The organism is Candidatus Polarisedimenticolaceae bacterium, from assembly GCA_036376135.1.
GTDB lineage: Bacteria > Acidobacteriota > Polarisedimenticolia > Polarisedimenticolales > DASRJG01 > DASVAW01.
Window position 1 is genome coordinate 1 of record DASVAW010000019.1, and the last position, 18,147, is coordinate 18,147.

Sequence of the window (18,147 nt, forward strand, 5' to 3'; positions counted from 1 at the left end):
TGGCGCCGACGAGCGCGGACATCGGGATCGTGAGCACCCACGCCCAGATGACCCGCGCCGCGATCCCCCACCGCACCGCCGAAAGCCGCTGGATGGCGCCCACGCCCACGATCGCGCCGCTGATCACGTGCGTCGTGCTCACCGGGATCCCCAGCTGCGCCGTACCGAAAAGCGAGACGGCCGCCGCGGTCTCCGCGCACGCCCCGCCCCACGGCTTCAGCTTCGTCAGCTTCATCCCCATCGTCTTCACGATCCGCCAGCCGCCCGCCATCGTGCCGAGCGCGATCGCCGCGTGGCAGATCAGCACGATCCAGAAGGGAAACTCGATCTTCCCCGCCTCGAACGCCGCCTGCTGCGATTTCCACACGCTGGCGTACAGCAGGGCCGCGATGATCCCCATCGTCTTCTGCGCGTCGTTCGTCCCGTGGCCGAGGCTGTAGGCCGCGGCGGAGATCAGCTGCATGCCGCGGAACCAGCGATCGACCTTCGACGCGGCCTTCCGCTTGAAGGCGTTCATGACCGCGATCGCGAGGATCAGGGCGAGGATGAACCCGATCAGCGGGGCGAGCACGATGAACTGCACCGTGGCGACGAGCTTGCCGACGTGCATCACGCCCGACCACGTCCCGGCGTACGCCATGGCGGCGCCGCCGAACCCGCCGAGCAGCGCGTGGGACGAGGAGGTCGGCAGGCCGAAGTGCCACGTCACGAGGTCCCAGACGATCGCCCCGACGAGACCGCCCAGGATCACGTCGGCGTTCACGAACTCCGGGTGCACCCACTTCGCCACCGTGTTCGCGACCGCGACGCCGAAGACCCACGCCGCCGCGAAGTTCCACCACGCCGCCCACACGACCGCCGTTCCCGGGCGCAGGACACGCGTCCCCACGATCGTCGCGATGGAGTTCGCCGCGTCGTGGAAGCCGTTGATGAAGTCGAAGACGAGCGCGGCGATGAGAATCGCCGCGATGTAGGGAAACGACGCCAGCGCGTCGAGCGTGGCGATCAGGCCGGTGTCGACCACCTCAGGCGTACTTGACGAGGACGGTCTCGATGATGTTCGCGACGTCCTCGCATTTGTCGGTCGCGACCTCGAGGTGCTCGTAGAGGTCCTTCCACTTGATGACCTCGATGGCGTCGCCCTGGTCCCCGTTGAACAGGCCGGACAACGCGTCGCGCATCACCTGGTCGGCGTCGTTCTCGAGCTGGTTGACCTTCGCGCACTGCCGGACGATCTCCTCGTGCCGCCGAAGGTCCTTGAGAAGGCCGATCGCCGCGCGAACCTCCTCCGACGACCGCACGATGATCCGGCTCAACTCGATCGCCTGCCGCGTCGGCTGCAGGATCTTGAACGTCACGAGCCGCTTCGCGACCGCGTCCACGTAGTCGAGGACGTCGTCGAGGCGGCTGCACAGCTCGTAGAGGTCCTCGCGGTCGAGAGGCGTGATGAAGCTCTTGTTCAGGCGGTCCATGAACCGGTGGACGAGCTCGTCCCCCTGGTGCTCCACCTCGTGGATGGCCTTGCTGGCGAGGTAGATCTCCTGCTCGTCGCGCTTGGACTCCAGGCACTCCTGGAGGAGCTTCGCCCCCCGCAGGACCGTCTCGGCCTGGGCGTCGAGCAAATCGAAGAACTGCGGCTCTCGAGGGATCAGCGACATGCGACCTCCGGCCGGGCTATCTAGCACCGTCGCGGGATCGCCGCAATGCTTTCGTCTCAGTTGCGCCTTCCGGGAGTCAGGCCAGAAGCGCCAGGAGATCGTCCCGCGTGATCGCCGCCGCCCGCCCCGCCTCGCCGAGCGCGGCGTCGGCGATCGCGCGCTTGCTCGCCTGGAGGGCGAGGATCCTCTCCTCGACGGTCTCCTCGGACACGATCCGGTACACGAGTACGGGGCGATCCTGCCCGATGCGGTGGGCCCGGTCCGCGGCCTGGTCCTCGACCGCGGGGTTCCACCAGGGATCCATGAGGAAGACGTGGTCCGCGCGGGTGAGGTTGAGCCCGGTCCCCCCCGCCTTCAGCGAGACGAGCATCACCGGCGGGCCCGCTTCGTCCTGGAAGCGGCGAACGACCTCGCCGCGATCCACGGTGGAGCCGTCGAGTCGCAGGAACGGGATCGACGCCTCCCGGAGCCTCGGCTCGATCCGGTCGAGGAACGCCGTCCACTGCGAGAAGACGAGCGCCTTGTGCCCCTCGGCGATCACGGTGTCGAGGGTCTCGGCGAGCAGCTCCACCTTCGACGAGGTCTCCGCGTGTTGGCCCGGCACGAGCGCCGGATGGCACGCCGCCTGCCGCAGCCGGAGGAGCGCCTCGAGCGCCGCGAGCACCGAGCCCCCTTCGGACAGCCTGGCGACGACGTCGTCGTAGGTCGCCGCGCGCACGGCGTCGTAGACGCGGCGCTCGTCGAGGGAGAGCTCGCAATGAAGCACCGCCTCGGTGCGCGGCGGGAGCTCGGGAGCCACCTCGCGCTTGAGCCGGCGGAGCACGAACGGGCGGATCCGCTCGCGCAGTCGCGACGCCGCCCCGGCGTCCCCCTCCGCGACGGCGCGCGCGTAGCGGTCCTGGAAGTCCCGCCGTCCGCCGAGCAGGCCGCGGTTGGCGAAGTGCATCTGGCTCCAGAGCTCGTCGAGACGGTTCTCGACCGGCGTACCCGACATGGCGACGCGGAACCCCGCCTCGAGCCGGAACGCCGCCTGCGCCACCTGGCTCTCGGGGTTCTTGATCGTCTGGGCCTCGTCGAGCACGACGGTGTCCCACGGGCGGCCGGCGAGGGCGCCGTCGTCCAGGCGGAGCAGCGCGTAACTCGTGACCACGACGTCGGCGTCGGGCTCGATCGCGCGTCTGGGGCCGTGATACAGGCACGCGCGCAGCGCCGGCCGGAACCGGCGGATCTCCTCCATCCAGTTCGGGAGGACGCTCGTCGGCGCGACGACGAGCGTCCGTCCGCGGATCGCGCACAACGCCTGGACGGTCTTGCCGAGCCCCATGTCGTCGGCCAGCAGCGCCCCCAGACGGGCCTCGCGCAGGAAGCACAACCAGTCCACGCCGCGCTGCTGGTAGTGACGCAGCGTTCCGTGGAGGTCGGGAGGGAGCGCGGCGCTCGGAATCGCGTCGAACCCCGCGGCGAGGGTCTCGAGAGCCCGGAACCCGGGCGGGGGCGGGAGATCGAGGTCCGCCGCCAGCTTCGCGAGATCCCCGAGCGCGGCGCGCGCCAGGCGCCCCTGCGCGTCCCGCGCCGCGAGCAGGTCGGCGATGCGATCGCCGAACCGCGCCATCCAGTCCGACGGAAGCGGCGCCCATCCGCCCCCCAGCAGCGGCACGAGCGACTCCCCCGCCCGCCACGCGCGCACGACGGCGTCGGGATCGGCGCGTCGCGCGGCGCCGCCGGCGGAGGGCACCTCGAAGGAGAGGTCCATCCCGTCCCCCTCGAGTCGCACCCTCGGCACGATCGGGCCGTGGAGGTGGAACGCCTCGAGGCCTCGCGAGGGCGTTCCCGTCCAGGCGTCGAGCCTGCGCTTGAAGTCGACCGCGGCCGCGCCCGCGAACGTCTGGGCGACCCCCGGCGCCAGTCCCAGCGAATCGGCGAGGGAGCGCACGAGGCGTTCCTCCCCGCGCGTGTCGCGCAAGGGTACCTCGCCGCCGAGATGGACGAGCCGCCCCGCGTCCACGCGCGCGACCGGGGGATCGCCGTAGACGACGGTCGCGAGCGCGACGATCCCCTCGCCCTGGCGACTCGCCTGAACGACGGCACGCGGCGGGGTGGCGACGGTCCGCGGCAGGCGCGAGGTCCGGATCGCGACGGGCACCCGACCCTCGAAGGAAGGAAGCACGTCGGTCACGAGGACGGCGACGTCGTCCGGGGCGAAGCGCAATCCCCGCGGAAGCTCGTGGAGCTCGCGCCCGGTCAGCTTCGCCTCCCCCAGGGGTCGCAACAGGGCCCCGGAGCGGACGAGGCCGTTCGTGAAACGCTCGTCGATCTCCGGCGGGTCCTCGAGGACGAGGCGGAAGCCCTCGCCGTTGTCCTCCACCGCGACGCGCGGGAGCAGGGGATCCCCCGAGGTCCGCACGGCGACTCCGTCGAGGGTCACCGACTCCACGCGACCGAGGGCGGCGAGGAGCTTTCCGACCGACGGCCGCGGGAGCGCCCCCCGCCGGTGGCCCGCGAGCGCCGTCTCGACGTCGTGGTCGGCCTGCGTCGCGGTGAACGCCGGCGCCTCGACGCGCCGCTCGGCGAGCGCGACGAGGGTGGCCTCGAACGGGTGGAAGCCCGCCGAGTTCTCGATCCCGCGCTCGAGCTCGATGCCCTGCGGGCCGCGACGGAGCCGGTAGGCGACGCGCCCCACCTCGAACTTCGGGGACGGCAGCGCCGCTCCCGACTCGCGCGCGCGCTTGAGGGCGATCACCGCCGCCGCGGCGTGCTCGCACGCCGTCTTCGCGCCGCACGAGCACTCCCAGTCGCCGTCGCCGGTCCACAGCGTGACGGTGCGCGACAACATGCCGCCTTTGAGGGCGACACGGACGACCACCCGGTCCCCGTCGTCGGTCTCGCCGAGAACGGCGTCGGCGCGGACGAGCGCGATCCCCGACGACCACACCGCGGGGGTCGAGGCCTTGCGGACCGCGTCGAAGACCGCCTGCACGCGGCGATTCTAGGCGCTAGGCGTAGACCGAGGGGCCCCCGGATCGCTTCGGGATGTTCCGCCGGCCGCACAGGCCCCCGCCCTTCCCGCGCACCGAGCCCCACGCCGCCTCCGCGGCACGAAATACCTCCACGAAATCCGCGCCGTCGAGCGCACTCTCGATCCAGACCGCCCCGATGCTGACGCGAACCGGATCGTCCGAGCCGGGCACCCGCAGCGTGGACAACGAGACCAGGATCCGGTCGACCGCCGGGCCCGGGTCCTCGCATTCGCCGAGCGTGACGCCGAACTCGTCGCCGCCCAGACGCCCCACGGCGTCCGTGCCGCGCGTGGCGGCCTGGACCGTGCGCGCGACCTGGAGGAGCAGCTCGTCCCCCTGCAGGCGGCCGATGCGCTCGTTGATCGCGCGGAAACCGTCGACGTCGAGCAGCAGGAACGCGAACGGCTTCCCGATCCGGCCGTCGCGCTGCACGGTCTCGTCGAATCGGCGAAGGAACGTCCGCCGGTTGAGCACCCCCGTCACCTCGTCGAGGGAGCGCGCCTCCTCGAGGTCCCGCTCGCGCTCGCGCGCCTGGGCCTCGAGCCGCGCGACCTGGCCGGAGACGGCCTCGAGCCTGCGCTCGCCGTCCGAAGCCTGCCGCGAGAGCGCGAGGTGGAAGGCGAGGAACCCGGCCCCCATCGCCAGAACGCCGACGGTCACCCCGATCGACCACACATCGGCGCCGCGCGTGAGCGCCGCCGCCGCCGGTACCGCGCCCACGAAGAAGAACGCCACCGGCCCCGAGGCCCGCCGCCAGTCGGAAGACATCGCTCCCCTCCCGGAATCGGGCGCTCAACGTCGGTCCCGGAAAGCTCCGCGTCAAGAACGACGTCGGCGCGGCTCCCATCGGTACCGGTCGAGCGGCAGGGTCCCGTTCGCCCGGAACGCCACCCCCTCCGCCTCGAGCATGGCCCGCTGAAGCCCCGCCGGGATCCCGGGCATGCGGTCGGTCGAGCACGCCCCACGCGCGTTGACGACCCGCTGCCAGGGGACATCCTTGGGGCAGCCGTGCATCGCCCATCCCACCGCCCGCGGCGAGAGGCGGCTTCCGAGCAGGACGGCGATCTGGCCGTAGGTCATGACCCGGCCGCGGGGGATCCGGCGCACGAGCGCCCAGACGGCGGCGAAGGTCCGTGCCTTCTTCCCTTCGATCTCGCCGTGGACCCGCTCGGCCTTCGGCATCCGGCGTCGCATGCCGGCACTCTATAGGATGGTGGGGTCGCGGGAGGCATCCATGCGCCGACTTCTGCTCGCCGTCGTGTTGCTCCTCTCCCCTCCGACCCTCGCCGCGGACGTGCGCATCGTTTCCGCGATCCCCGAGGCGCAGGCGGGGACATGGACCGTGGTCGCGTCGGTCCCCAAGAAGCCGGTCTTCCTCGCCGACTCCACGGCGCTCGAGGTCGAATCGACCGAACCGGTCGGCGATCTCGCGCGAATCCGCCTCGCGGGGGTGCCGCCTTCGTTCGAGCGCCTCGTCCTCGGCACCGGAGAGGGAGCGAAGTTCAAGCCCCTCGCCGCAATCGCCGCCTCCGCCACGACGGGGGTCGCGGCGTCGCACGACGACCTGACGATCTACCACGTGATGCTGGAGATGTTCCGCAACGGCGCGCCGGCGAACGACGGCGAGATCAAAGGATGGAAACACCCGAACTACGCCGGCGGCGACCTCCAGGGGCTGACCGAGAAGCTCGGTTACATTCGCGAGCTCGGCGCCAACGCGATCTGGATCAGCCCGACCTTCGCCGCACGCACCTCGCACGGTTACGACGTCCTGGACTACGGCCGGATCGCCGACCAGGCGGCAGTCCCCGGGGATCCCGCGGCCTCCCTCGAGGTGTTTCGGACCCTCGTGCGCAAGGCCCACGAGAACGGCGTGAAGGTGATCCTCGATCTCCCGCTCAACCACGCCAGCCGCGCCTACGACCTCGAGAAAGGGGATCCGCTGGGGCTGAAGCCGCGCTCGACCGGACCGATGCAACCCGCGGAGAAGACCTGGGAGAGCTGGGGGGGCGGGTACCGGTACTGGAACTTCGATCACGAGCCCACCCGCCGGTTCCTTCGTGCGGCGGCGCTGCGCTGGCTGAAGGACGAACGGGTGGACGGTCTCCGGCTGGACTACGTGCGCGGCGTCCCCCACGACTTCTGGGCCGAGCTGCATGCCGAGGTGAGAGCCGCCGCACCGGCGGCGTTCCTGGTCGGCGAATGCTGGGCCGACGAGCAGGGAGCCGACGGGAACGCACGGGAGATCGCGTCGTACTACGCCCCGGTTCCCGGGAAGGGACCGCAGTTCGGCTCGCTGCTCGACTTCCCGATGCAGGCGACGCTGACGGACGCCTTCGCGCGCGGCGGATCCGCGCTCGCGCTCGAGGATCGCCTGCAATCCGATCTCGCCCTGTACGGCCCCGGCGCGCGTCCGGTGTGGTTTCTCGACAACCACGATATGTCGCGTTTCGCGTCCTTCAATTCCGACCCCGAGCGCCTCGAGGCGGCGGTCGCCTTCATGGCCTCGCTCTCGGGTCCGATGGTCCTGTTCTACGGGACCGAGACGGGCCTCCAGTCGGGCGCCCCCAAGCCCGGCTTCACCGACGCCGGTCGCGTCCCGATGCCCTGGAGCGCCCTCGACGAGGAGAGGATCTCGCGGGTCCGCCGCGTGCTCGAGGCCCGCGCGGCGCACCCGGCGCTGCGCCGCGGCGCGAGGCTCCCGCTTCACGCCGACCGGCAGGCGGTCGTCATGGCGAAGACGACCCCCGAGGAGACGTTGCTCGTCGGATCGAACGTCTCGGACGCGCCGACGACGGTCACCTTCGACGCTCCGACGGCGGCGACGGCGTTCGCGACGGTGCTCGGGACGACCGTGCCCTCGAGGGAACGGGACGGGAGGCTGCGCTGGACCCTTCCGCCGAAAAGCACGTCGATCGCCTCGATTGCGAAACCGTAGTCGTCATCGTCGTGCTTGACGCAACGGGAACCCCCTCGGATGATTCCCCCCGGTGACTGTCGCCGTCGGAATCCCCGCGTTCAACGAGGCCGCGACCGTCGCTCGCGCCGCGCGCGCCCTTCTCGGCCAGCGCGGCCCCCACCTGCGCGAGGTCGCCGTCGTCGTCGTCGCGAGCGGGTGCACCGACGACACCGTGGGAGAGGCGGAGCGTGCGGTCGCGGACGACCCTCGGGGGCGCGTGCTCGTGCAGGCGCGCCGCGAGGGCAAGGCCTCGGCGATCGCCGCATTCCTCGACGCCGTCGCGGGCGCGGACGTGTACGTGATCGCCGGAGCGGACGGCGTCGTCGAGGACGGGGCGCTCGAGGCTCTCGTCTCGCGCTTCGACGACCCCTCGGTGGGAATGACGGGGGGTCGGCCGGTTCCGGTCAACGACCCGCGCACCCTGATGGGTCGCGTCGTGCGGTTGCTGTGGGAGATGCACCATCACGTGGCGATGCGCTCCGCGAAGCTCGGGGAGCTCGTCGCCTTCCGTCGCGCGTTCGACGCGATGCCCCGGGACACCGCGGTGGACGAAGCCGCGATCGAGGCGCTGATCCTCGCCCGGGGATTGAGGCTGTCGTACGTCCCCGAGGCGCGGGTACGGATGAAGGGGCCGACGACGGTGCGGGAGTTCCTGCGCCAGCGGCGGCGGATCCACGCCGGGCATCTGCGCCTGAAACACGCGTCCGGGCACGCGGCGTCCACCATGAGCGTCCGCGCGATCCTGCGCGCCGCCCTCGCCGCAACGCCGCGCTCGCCCCGCGGGATCGTCGATCTCGCTGCGGCGGCGGTCTTGGAGGCGACCGCGCGCGCGCTCGGCACCTGGGACGCGACCCTCGGCCGCCGCGACCACACGGTCTGGGAGCGGATCCCGTCCACCAAGGACCTCGCTCCATGATCGGCGTGGTGGCGAAGGTCCCCGGGTTCCGTCTGATGCACGCCTTCGGCTGGCCGCGGATGGAGCCGGTCAACGTGACCGTCTCGACGAACTTCCGCTGCAACTCGCGGTGCCTCACGTGCAACGTGTACGAGCGCCCGGTCGACGAGCTGTCGGTCGAGGAGTGGGACCGGGTCTTCGTCTCCCTGGGCCGGTCGGCGCGCTGGTTCACCTTCTCCGGCGGAGAGCCGTTCCTGCGCAAGGACCTCCCCGACCTCGTCGAGGCGGCGTGGCGGCGGTGCCGCCCCTCCGTCGTGAACATCCCGACGAACGGGACCTACCCCGACCGCGTGGTCGCCGGGGCGGAGCGCCTCACCGCGCTGTTCGGGACGAAGACGCAACTCGTGCTGAACGTCTCCCTCGACGCGATCGGCGAGCGCAATGACGTGATCCGCGGCCTCAAGGGGGACTACGAGCTCGCCACGGAGACCTTCCGCCGGCTCAAGGCCCTGGGGCGACCGAATCTCACCGTGGGGATCCACACCGTGGTCTCGCGGCACAACGTCGCGCAGTTCCCCGCGATCGCGGACGCGCTGATGGCCCTCGGGCCGGACCAGTACATCGCCGAGCCCGCCGAGGAACGGCTGGAGCTGCAGACGCTGGGGACGGGGATCACGCCGCGCCCGGACGAGGCGGATCGGGCGCTGGGCCACCTCGAGGGGCGCCTGCTGCGCCGGGAGGACGGCGGCCTTCCGGCGCTCACGCGGGCGATCCGGCTCGTCTACTACCGCCTCGCCCGCGCCACGCTGCGCCGGGGCGAGCAGGTCGTGCCCTGTTACGCCGGGATCGCCTCCGTCCATCTCGCGGCCAACGGCGACGTCTGGGCCTGCTGCACGCGCGCGCGCGCGCTCGGCAACCTCCGCGCCGAGGGGTACGACTTCCGGAAGATCTGGCGCGGCGAGGAGGCCCGACGCGAGCGGCGCTCGATCAAGAATCGCGAGTGCGCGTGCCCGCTCGCCAACGCCGCGTACACGAGCATCCTGATGCACCCGGGGTCGCTGCTGCAGGTGGGCCGTCACCTCGCGGGAGGCGGAGGGAAGTCGTGAAGGCGATCGTCGTCATCCCGACTTACGACGAGGCCGCGGCGCTGCCGTCGCTCCTCGACAAGGTCCTCGAGACGGCGCCGGGCGTCGACGTTCTCGTCGTGGACGACGCATCCCCGGACGGAACCGGCGAGATCGCCGACTCGTACGCGGCGAGGACGCCCCGGGTCCGCGTCCTGCACCGCGCGGGGAAGCTCGGCCTGGGAAGCGCCTACCGGGACGGCTTCCGGGCCGCGCTCGACTCCGGTTACGAGGCGATCTTCGAGATGGACGCCGACCACTCGCACAACCCGAAGTATCTTCCCGCGATGCTTCGCCGCCTCGAGGACGGCCTCGACGTCGTGATCGGCAGCCGCTATCGCGACGGCGTTCGGGTGGAGAACTGGCCGTTCCGCCGCCTGCTCCTCTCCCGATTCGCGAACTTCTACGTGAACTGGACCACCGGCCTTCCGATCGGGCTCGTCTCGGACGCGACTTCGGGGTACCGGGGTTATCGCCGCATGGTCCTCGAAGCCCTCGACCTCGCGACCGTCCGCTCGAACGGCTACTCGTTCCAGATCGAGATGGCGTACCGGGCCTGGCGGCTCGGTTTCCGCGTCGCGGAGATGGGGATCACGTTCGAGGAGCATTACCTGAGCTCGTCGAAGATCTCGCTCGGCATCATCTGGGAGGCCATCTGGCGCACGCCGCTGCTGCGGCTGACCGCCCCCGGCCGTGACCGATGAACCCGGTCGGAACCGGGGAGCGATCCTCGAGCGCCCGGAGGTGGGAGCTCACGATTACGATCGCCGTGGCGATCGCGGTGCGCCTGGTCCTGGCGCGGGACGGCGCCTGGCAAAGCTCCGATTCGTTCCACTACTTCGCCCTGGCCGACGCCATCCACGAGCACGGGGCCTTCGAATCCGGCGGGAGCCAGCACCCGGACCTTTCCCGGTCGCCGCTCTACCCGACGCTCGTCGCCGCCACGCGGTTCCTCGTCCCGGACACCGCAACCGCCGGCTTCCTCGTCTCGCTGCTCGCGAGCGTCGGCGCGATGTTCGCGATCGCCAGGTTGGCGGGCGATCTCTTCGGCCCGGGAGCGAAGCGTGCGGGGCTCGTGCTCGGAGCGGTGTCGCCCGTCGGCGTGATGGCCCTTCCTTCCCTTCCCGACCCGTTGCTGGTCGCGCTCCTGCTCGCGTCCGCATCGTCGATCTGGCGGGCGCGGGACTCCGGCTCGTTCCGGCCGGCCCTCGAAGCGGGCGTCTGGGCCGGGCTGGCGACGCTGACGCGGGCGGAGGGGATCGCCTACCCCCTCGCCGCCGCCGCGCTCGCCGTCGCTTGCGGCGGCGGCCGGGCGCGGCTCGGCGCGCGGGTGCGCAACGGCGCACTCATCCTCGCCTGCGGCGCGGCGATGTACGCACCGTGGGCCTGGTACGCCTCCCAGCGGTTGGGACGCACGATGTTCGCGCCGGGGTTCGAATACGTGGCCGGTCAGCGCGCCCTCGCCGATGCGATCGAGGCACGTTACTGGAACTACCCGGGCCTGGACTGGACGGACGTGGTCCTGTTCGCCCCGACCGCCGACCATGGCGGTACGCTGTGGACACGCTGGTTCGAGACCGGCCGCGTGCCGGAGCTCGATCCGCGCGTGCTTCCGGCTTCCATGAAGGATGCCTCCGTCCCCGCTGCGACCACGGGGCGTGGCGGGACATGGCTGCAACCCTCCCGGTGGCTCCGGCGCGCCGGAATCGTTCAGAGCAACCTGCCGAGAGCCCTGCGCGGCTTGTGGAGCGAGCGGCTCGTCACCGTCTCGACGCTGGTTCTGGGCGTGGTCGCAGCGATCGCGCTCGCGGGTTCCCGCCGCCGGCAGGAGGCGTGGTTCCTCGCCGGCGTGGGTGTTTGGGCGAGCTTGCCGCTCGCCAGCCACGTGGAGTACCGATTCCTGTTCCCTTGGACCGGGCTCGGCGCCGTCGTGGCCAGCGCCTGCTGGAGGACCTTCGCGACGCGTCCCTCGATCGGGATCGCCGTCGCGCTGCTCGTGGGGGTGGACACGCTGAGCGCTCCGCGCCCGGCGCACGGGCTACGCGACGATCCGCAGGGCCTGGTCCGGCTGGTGCGCGACGCGAACCTGCCCCCGGGCCCCCTCATGGCGACGCGCTCCGGAGTTCCCTACCTCTCCGGCCGCCCCTATCGGCCGCTGCCGGTCGGGGGCCCGGAGGTCGTGGCCGACGCGCTCCACGCCACGGGATCGGTCGCCGTCGTGGTCGAAACGGCGGCGGACCTCGACCGGCGGCCCGACGTCGGCGCGCTCCTCGAGGATCCCCCGCCGCCTCCGTGGCGGATCGCGGGCCGGATTCCCTCCGGCACGCGGGGCGAATACCGTCTGCTCGTCGTCTCCCACGAGGCGACGATTCCGTGAGCCGCGTGATCCTGATCGGGGGCAACGGCTTCCTCGGAACCGCCCTAACGTCGCGCCTTCGTGCGGCCGGGCGCGACTTCGTGGTCGCGTCCCGTTCGGGCACGGTCCCGGTGGACGTGGCGGAGGGGGTTCCGCAGGCGCTCGTCGCCGACGCCGACGCGGTCGTGAACCTCGCGTCGATCCTCGGGCGGCCGCGGATCGACGAGGGGACGTACCGCGCGGTGAACGCGGAGGGGGCGCGCCGCGTCGCCGAGGCCTGCGCCGCGGCGGGGGTGCGCCGCCTCGTCCACGTGAGCACCACCGGGGTGCTCGGACCGACGGGGACGACGCCGCTCGACGAATCGGCGCCGCCTCGCCCCGAAACGCCGTACGAGCGCACGAAGCTCGAGGGGGAGCGCGCCGCACGCGCGTTCGCGCGCACGGTCGTTCTCCGCCCCGGCCACGTGTACGGTCCCGGCGACCGCCACATGCTCCCGTTCTACCGGTCGATCGCGAAGGGGACCTTCCGCACGATCGGGGGCGGCCGCGCGCTGTGGCAGCCGGTGCACGTCGACGACGTCGCGCGCGCGATCGAGCTCGCCCTCGACGCGCCGGGAACGGAGGGAGGGATCTTCCACGTCGCGGGCTCCGAACGCCTTTCCCTCGGCGCGTTCGCCGCCCGCATCGCCGCCGCCCTGGGGACGACGCTTCGAGGCCCGTCGATCCCGACCCCGCTCGCGTGGGGGCTCGGCGGGCTCCTCGAGGCGCTGATGCTCCCTTTCGGCTCCGACCCGCCGTTGACCCGCGCGCGGGTCCGCACGATGACGACCCACCGCGTCTACGCGATCGAGCGCGCGCGCGCGTCGCTGGGGTGGGCGCCGCGCATCGGCCTCGACGACGGGCTCGCGGGCACCGTCGCGTGGTGCCGGGCGGGGGGGTGGGCGTGAGCGCGCTCCCCCGCGCGAGCGTCGTCGTCCCGGTGAAGGACGGCGGCGAAGGAATCGAGCGGCTCGTCCGCTCGTTGCAGGCGCTCGACTACCCGCGCGACCGGATCGAGATCCTCGTCGTCGACAACCGCTCGACCGATCGCACCGCCGAGCGGGTCGCGGCCCTCGGCGCGGCGGTCGTGCGTGCGGACGACGTGGCGAGCAGCTATCACGCCCGCAATGTCGGCTGGCGCGCCGCTTCGGGGGAGTGGATCGCCTTCACCGACGCCGACTGCGTGGCCCCCGCGGGGTGGCTTCGCGGCCTTCTCGCGCCGCCGATCCCCCCCGCCGCCGGAGCGATCCTCGGCGAGGTCGTCGCCCTCGAGCTCGAGACCGCCGTGCAGCGGCTGACCGAGCGGTTCGGGATCATGAAGCACGCGGTCACGATGCCGCACAAGCGGCTCGCGTGCTTCTCGACCGCGAACGTCGCCATCCGACGCGACGTCCTCGAACGGCTCGGCGGCTTTCGCGAGGACGTCCGCTACTTCGGCGACATGGAGCTGTCCTGGCGGATGCAGCTCGAGCTCGGGGTCGAGCTCGTCTTCCGCCCCGAGGCGGAGATCCTCCACCGCCATCGGCGCACCTGGGCGGAGCTGTGGCGTCACGGCGTCCAGCACGGCCGAGGGGTCGCTTTCATGAAACGGGCCTATCCCGACCGCTACGCCATCGAGGCGCGGGAACAGGCCGGCCGCGTTGGCGGCATCGTCCGAGCGCTCGCCAGGGACGGGGCGGCGGGCGCCATGTTCCAGGTCGTCTGGCTGGCCGGCATGACCGCGGGATACCTCCGCGGCCCGGCGTGGAGTCGTGAATGAAGCGTGTCTTGTTGCTGCTCGTCGGCATTCCCCTGGGCCTCGTGATCGTGGTCGCCGCAGTGCTGTGGTCCAAGCAGAACCCGATCGCCGTGACGATTCTCTACCCCGCGATCGAGCCGATCCTCCCGGAGATGGTGGAGATCCCGGCCGGTCCGTTCCTGCGCGGCAATCCGACGGGGACCGACTTCGAGAAGCCCGTGCGCACGATCCACGTCTCGGCGTTCCGGATCGGCAAACACGAGGTCACCAACGAGGAATGGAAACGCTTCGCGGACTCGACCGGTCGGATCTACCCCGTGGAGCCGCTGCACAACGAAGTGCAGAACTACTTCCTGAACTACCCGAAGAGCCCGGTCGTCGAGATCTCGTGGGAGGACGCCGCGGCCTACTGCGTGTGGCTCTCGATGAAGACCGGGAGGGACTTCCACCTCCCCACCGAGGCGCAGTGGGAGAAGGCGGCGCGTGGCGGACTCGACGGGATGGAGTTCTTCTGGGGGAACGACCGGCGCGAGGGGATGGCCCAGCACGACGTCTCCTGGGACATCGGCCCGAAGGACGTCGGCTCGTTTCCGCCCAACGGATACGGGATGTACGACGTCGCCGGCAACGTCAACGAGATGGTGAACGACTGGTACCGGGAGGACTACTTCGCGAGCTGTCCGGACCGCGACCCCGTGGGCCCGTCCGGTCTCTCCGCCTACCTGTCGCTGGTGAGCCCCTCCGGCACGCGTGCGCGACTCAAGGGCCGCTGCAAAGTGATCAAGGGCGGCTCGTACCGCGCGCCGTGGAGCTGGCGGGAGCGCAACCCGGACAACATGATCGAGACGCCGGTCCAGGTCGGCGCGCGCGAGTATGTGTACCAGGAGCCCTACACCCACTTCGACCTGGGCTTCCGCGTCGCGGAAGGCGGCGTGTGGAAGTAGGGCTCCCGGCCCGGCTCGGGATCAGAAGTTGAACCCGACGCCCGCGTACGGACCTTTGACCTTGAGGTCGACGTCGCCGGCGAGCGGAAGCTCGAACGTGCGCGTCTTGTCGGTATACCCGGCGTAGATGTAGAAGAACGGCAGGGGCTTGATGCCGATCCCCGCGTCGAAGTCGGTCCCGGTGTCCCCCTTGAAGGTGCCGACGCCGGTGTCGATGTCTCCGAGAGCCGGGAGGTAGGCCGCGCGCGCGTAGAAGTAGACGATCTTCACGCTGACCCGCCCCTCGGCGAACACGCGCGCGCTCGTCGAGGAATCGTCGGCGATCCCGAGCTGCTCGACTCCCGCGCCGAGCGCGAAGAAGTTGTTCCGCGAAGCCGAGATGAACTTGTACTTCACGCTCACGTTCGTGAAGTCGATTCCTTCCCCGCCGTCCGGGTCCGCCTTGTAATACGACGCGCCGACGACCCAGTGGTCGCCGAACCCGAGATCGACGAACCCGCCCGGCGCCTCGGAGTCGACCGCCTCGGTGTCGTCCTCGGTCTCGGAGACCCAGTAGACGACGCCGAGGTCGATGTCCACCGGACCCAGCGCCAGTGCGGGCGTACCCGCGGCGGCGACGATCGCCGCCGCCATCAGGAGCTTCTTCATGATTCCGCTCTCCCTCGACGCCCGAAGTCTTGGTCTCGGAGGGGGACCGAGCCGCCCGGGCGGAGATCACGGATAATGCCCCGCAGGCGAAGCGTCAACTCGACAATTCCGCCACCTGCTTCGCGAGGTCGAACTCCCGCTCCACCCGGGCCCGCGCCGCCCGGGAGCGTCGGAGTCGTTCCTCGTGCGGCGCCGCGGCGAACGCCGCGATCGCCTCGGCGACCCCGTCGGCGTCGGCGGCGCGGGCGAGCCAGCCCGTCGAACCGTCCACGAGCTCGGGAATCCCCGAGACGGGGGTCGCGATCAGGGGAACGCCGAGCGCGGCCGCCTCCACGAGGACGACCGGCAGTCCGTCCCGATCTCCGTCCTTGGCGACGATCGAGGCGAGAACCACGGCGTCGGCGGCGCGCATGCGCGCCAGGACCTCGGTCGGAGGAAGGGCGCCGACGAAGCCGACGCGTCCGCGCAGCGCCGGCCGGTCGGCCGCTCGCCGCAGGTCGTCGAGGAGCGGTCCCTCGCCGACGAAGTCGACTCCCGCCTCGCCCGCCGTCCCGGCCAGCCGCTCGAGCGCCTCGAGGAGCACCGCATGCCCTTTCTTCGGGACCAGCCGTGCCACGCAAAGCAGGCGTGCGGGGCGCGACGGGACCGTCGCGGCACGGAATGCGAACTGCGCGAGGTCGAGCCCGCAGCGCAGCACCCGCACGCGACCCGCCTCGATCCCCAGCCGGCGCGCGCGCAACAGCAGCCAGGCCTCGTTCGCCGTGGACACGGTGTAGACGCGCTCGGCGGCGGCGAGGTTCGGCCCCAGCAGGAAGGGGTCCTGGTAGAGGTCGTACGCGTGCGCGGTCACGCGGTACGGGAGCCCCGTCAACGCGGCGGTATAGCGGCAAAGCGCCGCCGCGTCGTTGGCGAAGTGGGCGTGGAGCCTGGCCGTGTCGCCGGGGAGCAGGGCCGCGGCACGTCGGGCGTAGAACCCGAGCCGGAGGGCGCGCGCCCACTTCCGGGGCCGGAGACCCAGGGACAGGAGGTCGGAGGCGAGCGCCCGGGCCCACGCCCCGGCGTTCGGGACGCGGGTGGAGGGGACGCTTCCGCGGTGCGCCAGCACCTCGCCGTCGAGGACCCCGCTCGCCGGATGTTGCGCGGGGAACGCCGACAGGACCGTAACGGGCACCCGCGCGGCGACCAGACCTTCCACCTCGCGCACGACGAACGTCTCCGAAAGCTCGGGATAGGTTCTCAGGACGTAAGCGACGCGACGATTCTCGTGATTCACGGGTACGCAGCTTACCCCATGCAAAAGGTTGACACGACGGAGCTTACCGGGAATATTGTTCCGCCATGAACCCCTCGGTCCGGAAGGTCCTTCTCCTCAACCCCCCCGGGGACCGGCTCTACATCCGGGACCAGTTCTGCTCGCACGTGTCGAAGGGCACGTATTACTGGCAACCGCTCGACCTGCTGATGATCTCCGCGCGGCTCCACGCCGCGGGGTACGAGCTCGCGGTCGTCGACGCGATCGCCGAGCGGCTCGCCGCGGAAGAGGCGCTGCGCCGCGTGGAGGCGTTCGCCCCCGACGCCATCGTGTTCCTGACGGGGAGCGACTCCTTCCTCGACGACATCCGCTTCGTGGAGGAAGCGAAGCGACGCGGCGTGCGGCTCGCGGTCGCGATCGGCGACGTCGTCCGCGAGAAGGGCGAGCGGCTGCTCGTGCAGCACCCCGCGATGGACGCGTGCATGACGGACTTCGTCACGCACGGGCTCGAAGCGTTCCTGCAGGGGCGAGCCGACGAGGCGGCGAACATGATCGTGCGCGACGCGGACGGCACGGTGCGCAAGATCGCGGGCGCCAAGGTGCCTCGGACCTTCACGATCCCCACGCCGCCCTACGCGCTGTTCCCCCTCGACCGCTACCGGATGCCGTACAACCGGTACCACCCGTACGCGACGATCATCACCTCGACCTGGTGCCCCTACGGTTGCAGCTACTGTCCGTTCTCGCGCACGCCCTATCGGATGCGCGAGCCGGAGGACGTGCTCCGCAACCTCGAGGACGTCCGCGCGATGGGGATCCGGCAACTCCACATCGCCGACTGGACCTTCGCGGTCAACAAGGCGCAGGCCAAGACGATCGTCCAGGGGATGATCGCGCGGGAGTTCGGATTCACGTGGTCGTGCCTGAGCCGCGTCGACCTCATGGACCGCGAGCTCATGGACCTGATGAAACGCGCGGGATGCGACCTGATCGAGTTCGGCGTCGAGTCGGGGAACCAGCCGATGCTCGATCGCTACGACAAGGGGACGACCGTCGAGGAGATCCGGCGCGCGTTCGGGTGGGCCCGCGAGCTCGACATCCCGACCCTCGCCACGTTCGTCCTGGGCCTCCCGGGCGAGACCCGCGAGACGTTGCAGCAGACCCTCGACCTCGCTCTGGAGATCGAGCCGACGTTCTGCTCGTTCAACGCGGCGAGTCCGCGCATGGGGACCGAGCTCCGCCACGACATGCTCGAGCAGGGGCTGATCCAGGACTCCGACGACGCGGTGCTCGACTCGTCGCGGTCGCTCCCGGTCTTCTCCACGGAGACGCTGTCCGCGGAGGAGGTCCAGCGCTTCCGCCAGCGGGCGATCCGCTCGTTCTACCTGCGCCCCTCGTACCTCGCGCGCCGCGTCAAGCGGCTCGGGTCGTGGGTCGAGCTGCAGAACCATCTCGGCAACGGCGTCTCGCTGATCTGGCAGACGCTGCAGTCCGCGAGGGCACGTCGGACCTGAGCG

Annotated in this window: 16 protein-coding genes; 9 read left to right on the forward strand and 7 right to left on the reverse strand. The window is 71.4% G+C overall.

The window, feature by feature from the left end; genetic code table 11:
* The 5 genes from VF139_01625 to VF139_01645 form a co-directional block, all read right to left on the reverse strand.
* The coding region (locus VF139_01625; GenBank protein HEX6850076.1) for an inorganic phosphate transporter at nucleotides 1–1,024 on the reverse strand (1,024 nt) is incomplete at its 3' end.
* A 1-nt stretch (nucleotide 1,025) separates the two neighbouring features.
* Nucleotides 1,026–1,658, reverse strand: a complete 633-nt coding sequence (locus VF139_01630) for a DUF47 family protein (GenBank protein ID HEX6850077.1) — start codon at nucleotides 1,656–1,658, stop codon at nucleotides 1,026–1,028.
* A gap of 76 nt (nucleotides 1,659–1,734) precedes the next feature.
* On the reverse strand, nucleotides 1,735–4,635 hold the full coding sequence (locus VF139_01635) for a DEAD/DEAH box helicase (GenBank protein HEX6850078.1): 2,901 nt from the start codon (nucleotides 4,633–4,635) through the stop codon (nucleotides 1,735–1,737).
* 16 nt (nucleotides 4,636–4,651) lie between these two features.
* Nucleotides 4,652–5,443 (reverse strand): GGDEF domain-containing protein, encoded by a 792-nt coding sequence (locus VF139_01640; GenBank protein ID HEX6850079.1) that lies wholly within the window; start codon nucleotides 5,441–5,443, stop codon nucleotides 4,652–4,654.
* A gap of 51 nt (nucleotides 5,444–5,494) precedes the next feature.
* Entirely contained in the window at nucleotides 5,495–5,869 is a 375-nt protein-coding gene (locus VF139_01645; protein ID HEX6850080.1) for an MGMT family protein, read from the reverse strand.
* Nucleotides 5,870–5,909: 40 nt separating this feature from the next.
* On the opposite strand from VF139_01645, the gene VF139_01650 reads away from it, so the two are divergent.
* From VF139_01650 to VF139_01685, 8 genes are all read left to right on the forward strand, one after another.
* Nucleotides 5,910–7,613 carry an alpha-amylase family glycosyl hydrolase gene (locus VF139_01650; GenBank protein ID HEX6850081.1) on the forward strand — a complete coding sequence of 568 codons (1,704 nt, stop codon included), beginning with the start codon at nucleotides 5,910–5,912 and terminating at the stop codon, nucleotides 7,611–7,613.
* 52 nt (nucleotides 7,614–7,665) lie between these two features.
* Nucleotides 7,666–8,550 (forward strand): glycosyltransferase, encoded by an 885-nt coding sequence (locus VF139_01655; GenBank protein ID HEX6850082.1) that lies wholly within the window; start codon nucleotides 7,666–7,668, stop codon nucleotides 8,548–8,550.
* Nucleotides 8,547–9,635, forward strand: a complete 1,089-nt coding sequence (locus VF139_01660; GenBank protein ID HEX6850083.1) for a radical SAM protein — start codon at nucleotides 8,547–8,549, stop codon at nucleotides 9,633–9,635. Before VF139_01655 ends, VF139_01660 begins: the two co-directional genes overlap by 4 nt.
* The gene (locus VF139_01665; protein ID HEX6850084.1) at nucleotides 9,632–10,357 is read left to right on the forward strand and encodes a polyprenol monophosphomannose synthase; all 726 of its coding nucleotides are present in this window, start codon (nucleotides 9,632–9,634) and stop codon (nucleotides 10,355–10,357) included. Before VF139_01660 ends, VF139_01665 begins: the two co-directional genes overlap by 4 nt.
* A 65-nt stretch (nucleotides 10,358–10,422) precedes the next feature.
* On the forward strand, nucleotides 10,423–12,030 hold the full coding sequence (locus tag VF139_01670; protein HEX6850085.1) for a glycosyltransferase family 39 protein: 1,608 nt from the start codon (nucleotides 10,423–10,425) through the stop codon (nucleotides 12,028–12,030).
* A complete protein-coding gene (locus tag VF139_01675; protein HEX6850086.1) occupies nucleotides 12,027–12,956 on the forward strand; it encodes an NAD(P)-dependent oxidoreductase in 930 nt (309 codons plus the stop codon). Before VF139_01670 ends, VF139_01675 begins: the two co-directional genes overlap by 4 nt.
* A complete protein-coding gene (locus tag VF139_01680) occupies nucleotides 12,953–13,807 on the forward strand; it encodes a glycosyltransferase (GenBank protein HEX6850087.1) in 855 nt (284 codons plus the stop codon). The genes VF139_01675 and VF139_01680 overlap by 4 nt, the downstream gene beginning before the upstream one ends.
* Nucleotides 13,804–14,730 (forward strand): SUMF1/EgtB/PvdO family nonheme iron enzyme, encoded by a 927-nt coding sequence (locus VF139_01685; protein HEX6850088.1) that lies wholly within the window; start codon nucleotides 13,804–13,806, stop codon nucleotides 14,728–14,730. Before VF139_01680 ends, VF139_01685 begins: the two co-directional genes overlap by 4 nt.
* A 21-nt stretch (nucleotides 14,731–14,751) precedes the next feature.
* Here the strand turns inward: VF139_01685 and VF139_01690 are convergent, their stop codons facing one another.
* Both VF139_01690 and VF139_01695 read right to left on the reverse strand, forming a co-directional pair.
* Nucleotides 14,752–15,378 (reverse strand): hypothetical protein, encoded by a 627-nt coding sequence (locus VF139_01690; protein ID HEX6850089.1) that lies wholly within the window; start codon nucleotides 15,376–15,378, stop codon nucleotides 14,752–14,754.
* Nucleotides 15,379–15,472: 94 nt separating this feature from the next.
* Nucleotides 15,473–16,651, reverse strand: coding sequence for a glycosyltransferase (locus VF139_01695; GenBank protein ID HEX6850090.1), 1,179 nt, complete (start codon nucleotides 16,649–16,651; stop codon nucleotides 15,473–15,475).
* A 65-nt stretch (nucleotides 16,652–16,716) separates the two neighbouring features.
* Here VF139_01695 and VF139_01700 point away from each other — a divergent pair, with 65 nt between their 5' ends.
* Complete coding sequence (locus VF139_01700; GenBank protein ID HEX6850091.1) at nucleotides 16,717–18,144, forward strand: radical SAM protein; 1,428 nt, start codon at nucleotides 16,717–16,719, stop codon at nucleotides 18,142–18,144.
* The last annotated feature ends 3 nt before the right edge of the window (nucleotides 18,145–18,147 follow it).

Coding starts and splice junctions, on each gene's coding strand:
- VF139_01630 (HEX6850077.1), bottom strand. CDS start 1,658: ATGTCGCTGATCCCTCGAGAGCCGCAGTTCTTCGATTTGCTCGACGCC.
- VF139_01640 (HEX6850079.1), bottom strand. CDS start 5,443: ATGTCTTCCGACTGGCGGCGGGCCTCGGGGCCGGTGGCGTTCTTCTTC.
- VF139_01645 (HEX6850080.1), bottom strand. CDS start 5,869: ATGCGACGCCGGATGCCGAAGGCCGAGCGGGTCCACGGCGAGATCGAA.
- VF139_01650 (HEX6850081.1), top strand. CDS start 5,910: ATGCGCCGACTTCTGCTCGCCGTCGTGTTGCTCCTCTCCCCTCCGACC.
- VF139_01660 (HEX6850083.1), top strand. CDS start 8,547: ATGATCGGCGTGGTGGCGAAGGTCCCCGGGTTCCGTCTGATGCACGCC.
- VF139_01685 (HEX6850088.1), top strand. CDS start 13,804: ATGAAGCGTGTCTTGTTGCTGCTCGTCGGCATTCCCCTGGGCCTCGTG.
- VF139_01690 (HEX6850089.1), bottom strand. CDS start 15,378: ATGAAGAAGCTCCTGATGGCGGCGGCGATCGTCGCCGCCGCGGGTACG.
- VF139_01700 (HEX6850091.1), top strand. CDS start 16,717: ATGAACCCCTCGGTCCGGAAGGTCCTTCTCCTCAACCCCCCCGGGGAC.